At 61.6% G+C, this 14,596-nt stretch carries 11 protein-coding genes; 9 read left to right on the top strand and 2 right to left on the bottom strand.

Annotation, left to right across the window (positions count from 1 at the left end; genetic code table 11):
* The 8 genes from G5179_RS03170 (at nucleotide 1) to G5179_RS03135 (ending at nucleotide 9,675) form a co-directional block, all read left to right on the top strand.
* Nucleotides 1-921, top strand: coding sequence for an ABC transporter permease (locus G5179_RS03170; protein ID WP_005347708.1), 921 nt, complete (start codon nucleotides 1-3; stop codon nucleotides 919-921).
* Nucleotides 918-1,937 carry an ABC transporter ATP-binding protein gene (locus tag G5179_RS03165; protein WP_042054504.1) on the top strand — a complete coding sequence of 340 codons (1,020 nt, stop codon included), beginning with the start codon at nucleotides 918-920 and terminating at the stop codon, nucleotides 1,935-1,937. Before G5179_RS03170 ends, G5179_RS03165 begins: the two co-directional genes overlap by 4 nt.
* A gap of 11 nt (nucleotides 1,938-1,948) precedes the next feature.
* A complete protein-coding gene (locus G5179_RS03160; RefSeq protein WP_005353824.1) occupies nucleotides 1,949-2,941 on the top strand; it encodes an ABC transporter ATP-binding protein in 993 nt (330 codons plus the stop codon).
* A gap of 114 nt (nucleotides 2,942-3,055) precedes the next feature.
* The gene (locus G5179_RS03155; protein ID WP_421257861.1) at nucleotides 3,056-4,771 is read left to right on the top strand and encodes a glycoside hydrolase family 9 protein; all 1,716 of its coding nucleotides are present in this window, start codon (nucleotides 3,056-3,058) and stop codon (nucleotides 4,769-4,771) included.
* Nucleotides 4,764-5,636 (top strand): BadF/BadG/BcrA/BcrD ATPase family protein, encoded by an 873-nt coding sequence (locus G5179_RS03150; protein ID WP_421257860.1) that lies wholly within the window; start codon nucleotides 4,764-4,766, stop codon nucleotides 5,634-5,636. The genes G5179_RS03155 and G5179_RS03150 overlap by 8 nt, the downstream gene beginning before the upstream one ends.
* Entirely contained in the window at nucleotides 5,621-7,486 is a 1,866-nt protein-coding gene (locus G5179_RS03145) for a beta-N-acetylhexosaminidase (protein WP_421257859.1), read from the top strand. The genes G5179_RS03150 and G5179_RS03145 overlap by 16 nt, the downstream gene beginning before the upstream one ends.
* Before the next feature lie 212 nt (nucleotides 7,487-7,698).
* A complete protein-coding gene (locus G5179_RS03140; protein ID WP_421257858.1) occupies nucleotides 7,699-9,252 on the top strand; it encodes a methyl-accepting chemotaxis protein in 1,554 nt (517 codons plus the stop codon).
* 66 nt (nucleotides 9,253-9,318) lie between these two features.
* Nucleotides 9,319-9,675 (top strand): MGMT family protein, encoded by a 357-nt coding sequence (locus G5179_RS03135; RefSeq protein ID WP_421257857.1) that lies wholly within the window; start codon nucleotides 9,319-9,321, stop codon nucleotides 9,673-9,675.
* 15 nt (nucleotides 9,676-9,690) lie between these two features.
* On the opposite strand, the gene G5179_RS03130 is transcribed toward G5179_RS03135, so the two are convergent.
* The gene (locus G5179_RS03130; protein WP_005334891.1) at nucleotides 9,691-9,855 is read right to left on the bottom strand and encodes a hypothetical protein; all 165 of its coding nucleotides are present in this window, start codon (nucleotides 9,853-9,855) and stop codon (nucleotides 9,691-9,693) included.
* Between the two features lie 108 nt (nucleotides 9,856-9,963).
* A complete protein-coding gene (gene topA, locus G5179_RS03125; protein WP_421257856.1) occupies nucleotides 9,964-12,585 on the bottom strand; it encodes a type I DNA topoisomerase in 2,622 nt (873 codons plus the stop codon).
* A 355-nt stretch (nucleotides 12,586-12,940) separates the two neighbouring features.
* Here topA and astB point away from each other — a divergent pair, with 355 nt between their 5' ends.
* A complete protein-coding gene (astB, locus tag G5179_RS03120; protein WP_421257855.1) occupies nucleotides 12,941-14,278 on the top strand; it encodes an N-succinylarginine dihydrolase in 1,338 nt (445 codons plus the stop codon).
* Nucleotides 14,279-14,596 lie beyond the last annotated feature (318 nt).

Below are 14,596 nucleotides of genomic sequence, written 5' to 3'. Positions count from 1 at the left end.
ATGCGTATGCCGACCATTCTCAAGATCCTGCTGGGCAACAAGAAGGCTGCCTGTGGCCTCGCCATCGTGGTTGCCTTCGTACTGATGGCCCTCTTTGCCCCCATTCTGGCCAGCAACGAGCCGACCAAACGGGTGGCTCGCCCGCACCAGCCGCCCAGTGCCGAGTTCGTGATGGGGTCTACCCGCATGGGTCACGACATCTGGGCCCAGTTCACCAATGGTGCCCGTATCTCGCTGCTGGTGGGCTTCAGCGCAGGCCTGCTGGTCTGCACCCTGGCCGTCGCCATCGGCATCACCGCCGGTTACTTCGGTGGTCTGGTGGATGAATGCCTCACCTTCCTGATGAACGTGGTGCTGGTGATCCCCAACCTCCCCTTGCTACTGGTGCTGGCGAGCTTTATCGGGGAGGCGTCACCGGCGGTGATTGCCGTGATAATAGGGTTGACCTCGTGGGCCTATGGCGCGCGGGTCATCCGTGCCCAGACTCTGGCCCTGCGCGAGAAGGAGTTCGTCATCGCCGCCGAAGTGCTGGGCGAGCCGGCCTGGCGCATCATTCTGGTGGAGATCCTGCCCAACCTCATCTCCATCATCGGGGTGAGCTTCATCGGCTCCATCATCTACGCCATCGTCACCGAAGCGACCCTGGAGTTCCTGGGGCTTGGCGACCCGACCGTGGTGAGCTGGGGCATCATGCTCTACAACGCCCAGACCTCCAGCGCTATTCTGGTCGGCGCCTGGTGGGAGATCCTGGCCCCCTGCTTTGCCATCGCCACCCTGGGTGCCGGTCTGGCTCTGCTCAACTTCGCCATCGACGAGATCGCCAACCCGCAGCTGCGCTCCCACAAAGGGTTGAGCCGCTGGAAGAAACTCGCGGCCCCGGTCACCACTCCGGTTGCCACAGCACAGGAGAAGACAGCATGAACAAGCATCCCCTGCTGTCAGTACGCAATCTTTGCGTCGACTACATCACCGAAAATGGCGACGTGCGCGCCGTCAACTCGGTGAGCTTCGATATCAGACAGGGCGAGATCTTCGGTCTCGCCGGTGAGTCGGGCTGCGGCAAATCCACCGTCGCCTTCTCGGTGGCCCGACTGCACAAGCCGCCCGCCTACATCAGCGGTGGCGAGATCCTGTTCAAGGGGGAGAATATCCTCCACTACAACGACGAACGGTTGCGCTCCTACCGCTGGCAACAGGTGTCGGTGGTGTTCCAGTCCGCCATGAACGCCCTGAACCCTGTTTTGCGGATGGAGGAGCAGTTCTGCGACGTGCTGCTGGCCCACAATCCCGGCCTGACCCGTTACGAGGCGATCAAGCGCGCCCAGGAGCTGCTCACCATCGTCGATATCCACCCGAGCCGGCTCAAGGATTACCCGCACCAGTTCTCCGGCGGCATGCGTCAGCGCTTGGTGATCGCCATCGCCATGGCGCTCAACCCCGAGCTGCTCATCATGGATGAGCCAACCACGGCACTCGATGTGGTGGTGCAGCGGGAGATCCTGCAGAAGGTCTATGCCCTGAAAGAGAAGTTCAACTTCTCCATTCTGTTCATCACCCACGACCTCTCCCTGATGGTGGAGTTCTGCGATCGCATCGGCATCATGTATGCCGGTGAGCTGGTGGAGGTGGCTCCTTCCAAGGCGATCCTGACCGCACCGCTGCACCCCTATACCAGAGGGCTCGGCAACTCCTTCCCGCCCCTGCACGGGCCGAAGAAGGTGCTGGAGGGGATCCCGGGCACCCCGCTCAACCTGCTGGAGGTGCCGGTCGGCTGCCGCTTTCAGGCCCGCTGCGGCAAGGTGCACGATCGCTGCCGTCAGGAGTACACCAGATTGGCCGAGATCCGCCCCGGGCAACAGACCGCCTGCCACCTCTATGAAGAGCAGGGGCTGCAACAAGATTCCGTGATCTATCTGGACAAGGCCGCTGGCTGTTAAGGATGTCTGTCATGCAAATCGCCAAAACCGATGCACCCATCATCGAAGTCCAGCACCTCTACAAGGACTTCCCCATCAACTCCAATGCCATCAAGAGTGGCAAGATGCGGGCGCTCTCCGACATCACCTTCAACCTGCACCGGGGTCGCGCCCTGGCGGTGGTCGGGGAGTCGGGCTCCGGCAAGAGCACCATCGCCAAGATCATCGCCAAGATGTACAAGCTCAGTGCCGGGCGCATTCTCTATCGCGGCCACGATCTGGAGGAGTTCAACAAGGGCACCGCCCTGCTGGACTATCGCCAGAGCGTGCAGATGGTGTGGCAAGATCCATTCGGTTCGCTCAACCCGACCCACACCATCTATCACCACATCGCCCGCCCCCTGCTGCTGCACAGCAAGGTGATCGACAAAAAAGAGCTGCCCGACATGGTCTACGCCCTGCTGGAGAAGGTCGGCCTGACTCCTGCCAAGGCAACGGCGGCCAAGTATCCGCACCAGCTCTCCGGCGGCCAGCGCCAGCGGGTCAACATCGCCCGCAATCTGGCAGTGGAGGCGGAAGTGGTGCTGGCGGACGAGCCGACTTCCATGCTCGACGTCTCCATTCGCATCGGCATCCTCAACCTGATGGAGCAGATGAAGAACGAGCTCGGTGTCTCCATGCTCTACATCACCCACGACATCGCCACCGCCCGCTATGTGGCGGAAGATCTGGCGGTGATGTATGTAGGGCACATGGTGGAGTGGGGCGAGGTGGACGAAATCCTGCACCACCCGCAGCACCCCTACACCCAGCTGCTCATCTCGGCTGTGCCCGATCCGGAGAAAAGCATCCACGCCGAGCTGGAGGGTGGCCGCAAGGGGGAGATCCCGCTCTGGACGCCGGAATCCTGCGGTTGCCCCTTTGCCGGGCGTTGCAATCAGGCGATGCCCCGCTGCAAGGAGGCGCTGCCCCCCATCACCAAGCTTGCCGACAACCACTTCGTGCGCTGCTACCTCTACGAGTGAGGGTGAGCCTTAGACCGGCCGGACAACCCTGTCCGGCCATGCCTCGATACGGGGCGGCCACAGCCCCGTGATGTGCCTCACCGCCCGGCGGTGAACCACAGGAGTAATACCTTGATGGAACTCTTGATCAATCAGGTGGGCTACGAGTGCGACGGACACAAGGTCGCCCTGTTGCAAACCTCCCCCGCTCCTGATCTCGGCGGCTATGTCAGGCTGCAACGCCTCGATGATGGCCAGATCCTGTTTGAAACCCCGCTGCAACCGGCTGGCAGCGTCCCCGGCTGGCAGGGCCGCGCTTACTGGCGCGCCGACTTCTCCGCCTTCAAAGAGCCCGGCCACTATCGGCTGGAGGCGATCACTGCCCAAGGCATAGTCCGCTCCACCCGTTTTGCCATCGGCCAGGATCTGCTGGCCAGCAGCTGTCTCTCCGATGTCATCCACTACTTCAAGGGCCAGCGCGCCAGCGGCACCTTCGATCGGGCCGACCGCAACGCCCGCCTGTTTGGCACCGACCAGCACAGAGATGTGCACGGCGGCTGGTTCGATGCCAGCGGCGACATGAGCAAGTACCTGAGCCACCTATCCTACGCCAACTACCTCAACCCCCAGCAGACCCCCATGGTGGTGTGGGCCCTGCTCAAGTGCCGGGAACTGCTGGCCCCGCGCCGCGATATCGACGGGGTGAACCTCTGCAAGCGGCTCAATGACGAGGCGCTGCACGGCGCCGATTTCCTCTGCCGGATGCAGGATGAATCGGGCTTCTTCTTCATGACCCTGTTCGACAAGTGGAGCAAGGACCCTGCCCAGCGCGAGCTGTGCACCTATGCCACCCAACAGGGGCTCAAGTCCGCCAACTGGCAGGCGGGTTTTCGCCAAGGGGGCGGCATGGCCATCGCCGCGCTGGCCCGCGCCGCCCGCGAGAGCGTCAGCGGCGACTTCGATGCCAGCCGCTACGCCGAGGCGGCCAAACGCGGCTACCTGCATCTGCGTGAGCACAACCTTGCCTACCTTGATGACGGGGTCGAGAACATCATCGACGATTACTGCGCCCTGCTGGCAGCGGTGGAGCTGACCCGCACTTTCGGCAACGAGTGGCTGAATGAGGCGAGAGCCCTCGCCAGCAAGCTCTGTGCCCGCCAGCGCCCTCATTCGGAGCTGGGTCACTACTGGTCGGCCAACGAGGATGGCTCGCGCCCTTACTACCACGCCGCCGAGGCAGGCCTGCCGGTGCTGGCGCTGCTGGAATATCTGGGCGTAGAGCCGGATCAGGAATACAAGGCTAGGGTACAAACCGTGGTGGAGCAGGCGCTGGCCGCCGAGCTGGCGCTCTGCGCCCGCGCGGGCAACCCCTTCTCCCTCGCCCGCCAATATGTGAAAGGGGTGGATGAAGCGCCGCGCATCAGCTTCTTTATGCCCCACAATAACGAATCCGGTTACTGGTGGCAGGGGGAGAACGCCCGCCTCGCGTCTCTGGCGACCATGGCCTTTGCTGGCGCCCGCCACTTCCCCCGCCAGAGCCAGCCGCTGCTCACTTATGGCCAGCGCCAGCTCGACTGGATCCTCGGGCAGAACCCCTTCAACGCCTGCATGCTGGCGGGCCACGGCATCAACAACCCCGCCTATACCGCCGGGTATCACAATGCGCAGGGTGGTATCTGCAACGGCATCACCTCAGGGTTTGATGACGAAAATGAGGTAGCCTTTATTCCGGAGGAGTACAAGGATCGGCTGGATCAGAACTGGCGCTGGGGCGAGCAGTGGATCCCCCACGCAGCCTGGTTTGCCCTTGCCATCAGCTGGCAAAATGCCGCAGGAGGTCGCCATGATTGAGTTCTGGGTCGGCGTCGATGGCGGGGGCACCCACACCCGCGCCCGCATTCGGGATCGGGCGGGCAAACTGCTCGGAGAGGGGCGTTCAGCCGGCTCCAATCTGGAGCTGGGCATCCCCCATGCCCACGCCAATGTGCTGGCCGCCATCGCCAGCGCCCGCCTTGCCGCCGGGATCGCTATCGAGAGTGAACAGCAGATGGGGGTCGGACTGGCGCTCGCCTCCGCCGAGCTGGCCGACTGCTATCACGCCCTGCTCGAGATGCCCTTCCCCTTCGCCAGCGTCAGGCTCACCTCCGATGCCTTCGGTGCCTGCCTCGGCGCCTTTGGCGGCCGTGAGGGGGCCATTCTGATCGCAGGTACCGGCTCGGTGGGGCTGGTCTATCAGGAGGGGCAGATCCGCACCTGCTCCGGCCGCGGCTTCCCCATTTCAGACATAGGCAGCGGCGCCTGGCTGGGGCTGCGCGCCATCCAGCAATCCCTGCTTTGCCACGACGGCATTCTGCCCCCCAGCACCCTCGCCATCCGCTTGATGGACCGCTTCAAGCGGGATCAGGCCGAGGTGGTACGCTGGGCCGCCCGCGCCATTCCGGCGGACTATGGCCACTTTGCCCCCTGGGTATTCGATGCCGCCAGCGATGGCGACGAGCTCGCCAATCAGCTGCTGGACGAAACCTGCGAACAACTGCGGATCCTGCTGGAGGGGATGACCCAGCTCGGTGCCAGACAGATCGCCCTGCTGGGGGGGATTGGCACCCGCCTCGCTCCCCGTCTCGGCCAGCTCAACCTGATCCCCCCCCAGGCAGATGTGCTCGATGGCGCCATCCTGTTTGCCCAATCAGAGGATTTTCCATGTCTACACCCCTGATCCACACCCAGGTCGCCCGACGTGACGGCGAGGATGTCTGGTTCACCTTCACCCTCTCCCGCATGCCGGATACCCGGTGGAAGCTGCACTTCTGTCTGGCTCGCCATATCGACCCCGACTCCTTGCAAGGAGGCGAGCTGGAGCGCCAGAGCGGCAGCTACAAGGTGATTCTCCCGAACGCTGGCAGCAGCGAACTGCGCTTTTGCTGCCGCCAGACCCCCATCAAGAAGATCTCCGACATGCCGCAGGGCTTTTTCCTCAGCTTGCCGGAGGCGACCACAGGTGCCCAGCTGCTACCGGTGACGCTGGCGGCGCAGGATCTCGGACTGGAGAACCCGCCGGTAACCCGCCCCGACCTGCCGGATGTCGAGCCCCAGCCCGGCATAGTGCCACAACCGGCCCATCTGGTACTGCTGGAGGGGTATTTTCGCCTCGCCGAGCGGGCCCACGTGAGCGCCATCCGCGATATCAGCGGTTTACTTGGCCACTTCAACGAGCTCACATCGCTGGCACTGGAGCAGGATCACGACGCTGAAATCCGGCTGACCGAGGCCAAGCTGGCCCCCGAAGCCTACCAACTCACCATCACGCCGCAGGAGGTGGTGATTGCCGCCGCCGACGAAACGGGTTGGCGCCATGGGCTGGTGACGCTAGCCCAGTGGTATCTGCAACATGGGGAGAGCCTGCCCTGCGTCACGCTGGAGGATGCCCCGCGCTTTGGCTTTCGCGGCATTTTTCTCGACTGCGCCCGCCACTTCCACACTCCGGCCACCATCAAGCGCCTGCTCAAGCTGATGAGCCTCTACAAGTTCAACCGCTTCCACTGGCATCTGACCGATGACGAGGGGTGGCGACTCGAGATAAAGACCTTCCCGGAGCTGACCGACGTGGGTGCCTGGCGCGGCCACGATCTGGCGATCGGCCCCCAGCTCAGCGGCGGCGCCGAACCCTATGGCGGCTACTACACCCAGAGCGAAGTGAAGGAGCTGGTGAGCTATGCCGGTGAGCTCGGCATCACCGTCATTCCCGAGATCGACATTCCGGGCCACTGCCACGCTGCCATCAAGGCGCTGCCCGAGCTGCTGATCGAAACGGCGGATCACTCCCGCTACCGCTCGGTTCAGCATTTCGATGACAACGTGCTCAACCCCGCCCTGCCCGGCACCTACCGCTTTCTGGAGGCGGTGCTGGACGAGGTATGCGAGCTCTTCCCCGGCCCGCAGATCCACATGGGGGGTGACGAGGTGCCGACCGGGGTCTGGACCGACAGCCCCGCCTGCCAGCAGCTGATGACCGAACAGGGCTACGCCGACTGCCGCGAGCTGCAGGGCCATCTGCTGCGCCACTGCCAGCGCTATCTGGCCGCCAGAGGCAAACAGATGATCGGCTGGGAGGAGATCCTGCATGGCGACAAGGTGAGCCGCAAAGCGGCCATCTGTGCCTGGACCAGCTTTCAGGCGGGGCTGGATGCTGCCGCGGCCGGTTATCCGGTGGTGATGGCCCCCGCCCAGTTCCTCTATCTGGATCTGGCCTGGAGCGCCGATATTCATGAACCCGGCCTCTACTGGGCGGGGACCCTCAATCTGGAGCAGGTTTATGCTTGCGATCCTGCCCCAGCAGATTTCCATGCCAACGATAACATCCTCGGGGTGCTGAGCCCCTTGTGGTCAGAATTGATCACCAGCCGTGATCGTCTCGACTACATGTTGTTCCCGCGCATGCTGGCCACGGCCGAGGTGGCCTGGAGCTATCCCGCCCACAAGGGCTGGGAGCACTTCGCCGCCCGCCTGCCGGGTCAGCTGCAGATCCTCGATCAGTTGCAGGTGCGCTACCGGATGCCACAGAGGTAATGTTGTCTCTACTTTGGCGGCCAATCGGCCGCCTTTTTTACGATTAGCCAACAAAACATCAACTTCCCCCTACCATTCATCCTCCATTATTGGCAAAATCCAGCCCCCAATGAAGCTGGCCTGCCTCCTGCTGGCGCGAGCCTGCGGCCACCTCCAGATCTGCCACAATAACAACGACAACATTATCAACAAGAACATCGGAGCGTATTCCTATGGCCCGCAGAGATGTCCATACCCTGGATAGCGAAGTGGAGTTTCCTGCCGACGTACAACTGGTCTCCACCACTGACCTGCGCGGGGTGATCACTTATGCCAATCCGGCTTTTTGCACCATCGCCGGCTATAGCGCCGACGAGCTGGTCGGTCACAACCACAATCTGGTACGCCACCCCGACATGCCCAAGGCCGCCTTCGCCGATCTCTGGGCCCGCCTCAAGGAGGGCAAACCCTGGCGCGGCATCGTCAAAAATCGCTGCAAGGATGGTCGTTACTACTGGGTAGATGCCTACGTCACCCCCATCTATGAAGGCAACAGGATCAGCGGCTACCAGTCGGTACGCTGCAAGCCCGAGCCCCAATTCAAGCGCATCGCCGCTCAGACCTACCAAGCCCTGCTCAAGGCCGAGCGCGGCAACAGCAGCAACCTTCCCTCTCTTGCCAGAGTGCGCACCCCGGCCATTACCCTGCTGCTGCTCGGCCTGATGGGCTGGGCCTTCGCCAGCCAAGGGGCCATGACCGTCCTGCTGATGCTGCTGCCCCTGTTGCTTCTTGGCGGAGCCTACTGGCGCGAGCTCTTTGCCCTGCCCCACTATCTACGGCAGCTGGGCCGCGAATATGACAGTCTGACCCGGCTGGTCTACTCCGGTGACAACCCCGGCGCCATTGCCGATTTTCATATCAAGATGCTGCAGGCCCGCATCCGAACCGTGTTGGGGAGGATCAACGATGCCACGGCACCTCTGCAAACCCTGGCCATCAATTTGAAGCAGGCCTCTCATCAGGCCTGTCTCGATATCAACGAGCAAGATGCCCAGACCCAGCAGATGGCTACGGCTATGACTCAGATGGCCAACACAGCTCACGAGATCGCCCGCAACATTCAGGACTCCAACGGTCAGGTCAACGAAGCTCGCAATCGTTGTGAACAAACCAACCAGCAGTTGAACCAGACCGAGCAACAGATCGAACAGCTTGCCAAACAGGCAGAGCTGGCGTTCAACTCGGCGGTAGAGCTCGCCAGCGAATCCGAACGGATTGGCAGTGTCATGGGCGAGATCCAGGGCATCGCCGAGCAGACTAACCTGCTGGCCCTCAACGCGGCCATCGAAGCCGCTCGCGCCGGGGAGCAGGGCCGTGGTTTTGCGGTGGTCGCAGACGAGGTGCGAACTCTATCGACCCGCACCCACAAGGCGACCGAGCAGATCCAGGTCAGCATCAAGCAGATCCAGCACACTCTGGGACGCTGGAAGGGGATGATGCAGGAGAACCTGCAACAGACCCGCACATGTGCCGAGATGACCCGCCAGGGCGCCAGCAGCCTCCATACCGTGCTGGCAGAGATAGAGCTGGTCACCGAACACTCCACCCAGATCGCCGCCGCTGCTGAGCAGCAACAAGCGGTCGTGGAGGAGATCAGCCGCAGCATCCACCAGATCTCCGAGTACTCCCACGCCAACAGTCAGAAGATGCTGGATGTCGATCACTCCAGTCAGGCTCTGCTGGAACGGGCCAAGCAACTGAAGGGGCTTAGCCAGACCTTCGGCTGAATCATTGCCAGCCCCATGACAGAAGCGCCACAATGGCGCTTCTGTTGTTTTTGACGAATCGGGTCTATGAGCATTGAACCAAGTCCATCCCCATTGAACAAAACGGCCCGTATCGAAGCGATCATCGCCCTGATCCCGGCAGGCCGGGTGGTCAGCTATGGTCAGGTGGCCGATCTGGCAGGGCTGCCCGGACGGGCAAGACTGGTGGGCAAGGTGCTGTGGGAAACCGACAAGGTACTGCCCTGGCATCGGGTGCTGGGCGCAGCGGGCACCATCTCGTTACCGAAAGGATCGCAAGGCTTTGCCGAACAGACGGGACGCCTGCAGCAAGAAGGGGTCGTGGTGATCGGTGGGCGGGTCAGAATGAAGGAGTGGCAATGGCAGCCCGATCTGGCCGAGCTGCTTTTTCTACTGCCGTTTTGAGGGGGCACAGCCGGATCACTCCAGCGGCGCCAGGATCTCGTCGCTGCGCACCTGCACCGGTATGGTCTCATCCGCACGCTGCAGCAGCACCAGCAGGCTCTGCCGGTCCACCTCCAGCACATAGGCCGCCCCTTCCCGAGTCATGCAGCTCATGCCCGGCCGGATCTCGTTTATCTCCATCTCAACCTCCTTGTCTACTTCGCGATTGACGACAGCTGCACTCCTTGCAGCTGTCTCAGTATACCGCTATCCATAAGCAAAGAGGCCCCTTGTCGGGGCCTCTTTTCATCAGGCTTTTTTAGCCTTTGGCAAACTCTCTTGCCAGGTACCGTTGTCGTAGTGAGCGGTCCAACCGGTCGCCTTGCCGTTGACCTCGCTCATCACGTACTGCTCCTTGGTCTTGCGACTGAAGCGTACGATGGCGGGGTTGCCGTCTGGATCGGTGAGCGGGGCACCGGCCAGATACTTGTGCTTGGCGGAGATGCGATCCTTGAAGCGCTTGAGCTCTTCCACCAGCGGCGCGCGGGTCTCGCGGGATTTGGGGAAGTTGCTGGCCGCCAGGAACAGACCGGCAGCCCCGTCACGCAGCACAAAGTGAGCATCGGACTGGGTACACTTGAGCTCCGGCAGCGGCACCGGATCCTCCTTCGGCGGCGCGATGTCGCCGTTTTTCAGGATCTTGCGGGTGTTCTTGCAGGTCTCGTTGGTGCAGCCCATGTACTTGCCGAAACGGCCGTTCTTGAGCTGCATCTCGGCTCCGCAACGGTCGCACTCGATGCTCGGCCCTTCGTAGCCCTTGAGCTTGAACTGGCCCTTCTCGATCTCGTAGCCATCGCAATCCGGGTTGCGACCACAGACGTGCAGCTTGCGGCTGTCATCGATGATGTAGGCATCCATCGCAGTGCCACAGACACCGCAGCGGTGCTTGGCGCGCAGCGCTTCGGTTTCCGCCTCTTCGCCGTCAGTGGCGGAGACAAATTCGTCGGCAGAGACCAGGTTGATGGTCTTCTTGCAGCGCTCTTTCGGCGGCAAGGCATAGCCGGAACAGCCGAGGAACACGCCGGTGGTGGCAGTACGAATCCCCATCTTGCGGCCGCAATCCGGGCAGTCGATGTCGGTCATCACCATCTGGTTGGCACGCATGCCGCCCTCTTCGGGCGCCTTGTCAGCCTTCTCCAGCTCCTGGGTAAACTCGGCGTAGAAGGCGTCCAGTACCTTCTTCCACTCAAGGCTCCCTTCGGCGATGCCATCGAGCTTGTCTTCCATCTTGGCGGTGAACTCGTAGTTCATCAGCTCGACGAAGTTCTCCACCAGACGATCGGTGACGATCTCACCCATCTTCTCGGCGAAGAAACGGCGGCTATCGACCCGCACGTAACCGCGATCGACGATGGTGGAGATGATGGAGGCGTAGGTAGAGGGACGGCCGATGCCACGTTTTTCCAGCTCGCGCACCAGCGCGGCTTCGGTGAAACGGGCAGGCGGCTTGGTGAAGTGCTGGCGCGGATCCAGCTTGACCAGTTTCAGCACCTCGCCAACGGTCACCGCCGGCAGCTGGCTATCTTCGCCCTTGCGACCCATCGGCGGCAGTGCCTTGGTCCAACCGGCGAAGCGCAGGGTACGGCCACGGGCCTTGAGCTCGAACTCACCCGCCTTGACGGTCAGGGTGGAGGAGTCGTACTGGGCCGGGGTCATCTGGCAGGCAACAAACTGACGCCAGATGAGATCGTACAGACGCATGGCATCCGGCTCCATCCCTTCCAGCATCTCGGCAGTCACCTGTACGTTGGAGGGACGGATCGCCTCGTGCGCTTCCTGGGCATTGGCCTTGGCGCCATACAGATTCGGCTCGGCTGGCAGATAGGCAGCGCCATACTGCTCTCCGATATATTCACGCACCGCTTCAACCGCCTCTTTGCTGAGGTTGGTGGAGTCGGTTCGCATATAGGTGATGTAACCCGCTTCATAGAGACGCTGGGCCATCATCATGGTCTTCTTGACCCCAAAGCTCAGACGGGTAGAGGCCGCCTGCTGCAGGGTGGAGGTGATAAAGGGCGCGGACGGTTTGGAGCCGGTCGGCTTGTCTTCCCGGTTAACGATCTTGTAGTCGACCCCTTCCAGGGCTGCGACAGCGGCAAAGGTCTCGGCCTGGGTCACCGGCTTGAAGTCGGCACCATTGCGGCTGACCACTTCCATCCGCAGATCGCTCTTGTCAGCGGTCAGCAGGTCGGCATTGAGATCCCAGAACTCGACCGGTACGAACGCCTTGATTTCGCGCTCTTTATCGACGATGAGACGCACCGCAACGGACTGCACTCGACCGGCGGAGAGACCGCGGGCCAGCTTTTTCCACAGCAGCGGGGAGACCATGTAACCCACCACGCGGTCGAGGAAACGACGGGCCTGCTGGGCATTGACGCGGTCAATATTGAGTTCGGACGGCTGGGCAAACGCCTCCTTGATGGCGCTCTTGGTGATTTCGTTAAACACCACGCGCTTGTAGCGGCTGTCGTCGCCACCGATGATCTCGCGCAGGTGCCAGGCGATCGCCTCTCCTTCTCTATCCAAGTCGGTTGCGAGATAGATGGTGTCGGCTTTCTCGGCCAGACTTTGCAACTCGCTGACCACCTTCTCCTTGCCGGGCAAAATCTGGTAGTTAGCCTGCCAGCCAGCGGTCGGATTGATACCCATCCGGGCAAACAGGGCCTTGCGATCCTTGGCAGCCTTCTCGGATTCGCTCAACTTGATGCCGCGAATGACAGGTTTCTTGGGCTCGGTGCTGGCGCTGCCGCTGGTGGGCAGATCGCGAACATGACCAACGCTGGATTTCACCACGTAGTCCTTGCCCAGATATTTGTTGATCGTCTTGGCCTTGGCCGGAGACTCCACTATGACCAGTGATTTGCCCATGCTGTAACTATTATCCTCATTGCACCCGACGGGGTTGGTGTGCGGTTTTGTGGGGCTGTATAAGAGATTTGACGCGAAAAAGCAATCTTGTGAGCAAATTTGCCTGACCAGCCCGCACCACACGGCTTCTTTTATTGCTTCTTTATTTATTAATGCGAAGGCAACAGGCCGGACGCAACCGCTTTTTCAATTTTCTGCCATACCGCCCCTCTTTTTATATCTGAAACGACATAAAAACGTCTGCCGGTTACCGGCTTGTTACAAAAAAATAAAATCTCTTTATAATGGCCCAACCCCGACGCATTGTGCGCGGAAGGAACCGCTACCCATCATAAAAATCGAAAGGATGTACTCAATGAAGCACTTCGAGGTCAATTTCGACGGTCTGGTCGGCCCGACTCATAACTATGCAGGCCTCTCCTACGGCAACGTTGCCTCCCAGAGCAATGCCCAGGAGGCTTCCAATCCGAAAGAGGCCGCCAAGCAGGGGCTGCGCAAGATGAAGGCGCTGACCGAGCTTGGCATGACCCAGGGGGTACTGGCGCCACAAGAGCGTCCCGATCTCGCTACCCTGCGCCGCCTCGGCTTCACCGGCAACGATGCCCGGGTGCTGGAGCAGGCCGCCAAGCAGGCACCTGCCGTACTGGCTGCCTGCTATTCAGCCTCCAGCATGTGGACCGCCAACGCCGCCACCGTCTCTCCCAGTGCCGATACCCAGGATGGCCGCATTCACTTCACCCCCGCCAACCTGACCAACAAGTTTCACCGCTCTCTGGAGCCGGACGTTACAGGCCGTATCCTGCGCGCCGTGTTCAACAATGATCGCCACTTCAGCCACCACCTCCATCTGCCGGAGAATGACCACTTCGGCGACGAGGGGGCAGCCAACCACACCCGCCTCTGCCGCGCCTATGGCGAGGCGGGGGTCGAGTTGTTTGTCTATGGCCGCAGCGCCTTTGACTACTCCCGCCCGGCGCCGAAGCGCTATCCGGCCCGCCAGACCCTGGAGGCCAGCCAGGCCATCGCTCGCCTGCATGGCCTTGGCGAGGAGAGCGTGGTGTTTATTCAGCAAAACCCGGAGGTGATCGATCAGGGGGTGTTCCATAACGACGTGATCGCGGTGGGTAACCAGAACGTGCTCTTCTTCCACCAGCAGGCGTTCCTCAATACCGAGGCGGTACTGACCGAGATCCGCGGCAAGTTTGGCGAGGGGGATTTGCACTTTATCGAAGTGCCGACCGCCGAGGTATCCGTGCTGGATGCGGTGAAATCCTACCTGTTCAATACCCAGATCCTCACCCTGCCGAGCGGCGAGATGGCCATCATCGCCCCCACCGAGTGCCGCGATAATCCGGCGGTGTCGGCGTACCTGAACAAGCTGCTGACCATGAACACGCCTATCAAGGCCGTTCATTATATGGACGTGAAGCAGAGCATGCGCAATGGAGGCGGCCCGGCCTGCCTGCGACTGCGGGTTGCCATGAACGATCAGGAACTCGCAGCGGTCAATCCGGCCTGCCTCATCAACGACAGCCAGTTTGCCCGCCTCGATGGCTGGGTGGATCGCCACTACCGCGACCGCCTGACCCTCGATGACCTGCGGGATCCGGCACTGGTGCAGGAGTCCCGCAACGCACTGGACGAGCTGACCCAGATCCTGAAACTGGGTTCGGTCTACCCGTTCCAGCGCTAGATGTGATGCCCGGGAAGACCGCCGACGCTGGCGGTCTTCTGCTATTTCCCTTCTCTTCAGCGCGATCGCCAACTTGCACGGATGCTGTTTTGTGCAGAAAAGCAGCGCACAACTTGCTGATAAGCTTGAATTTTGAGCTGGATGTATCAAAAAATCGACGAACAGTCATTTTTTACTGCCAGATGCCTCATCAAGGGGTTCACAAAGCCTCTGGATCTGATAGTATGCGCCTCGCACTTGGGGAGGGGTTCCCGAGCGGCCAAAGGGATCAGACTGTAAATCTGACGGCTCTGCCTTCGAAGGTTCGAATCCTTCTCC

The organism is Aeromonas sp. 600886, assembly GCF_049174935.1.
In the GTDB taxonomy this organism is placed as follows: domain Bacteria; phylum Pseudomonadota; class Gammaproteobacteria; order Enterobacterales; family Aeromonadaceae; genus Aeromonas; species Aeromonas veronii_A.
Note: the sequence above shows the minus strand (reverse complement) of the source record. Positions and strands in the feature narration are given on the sequence as shown.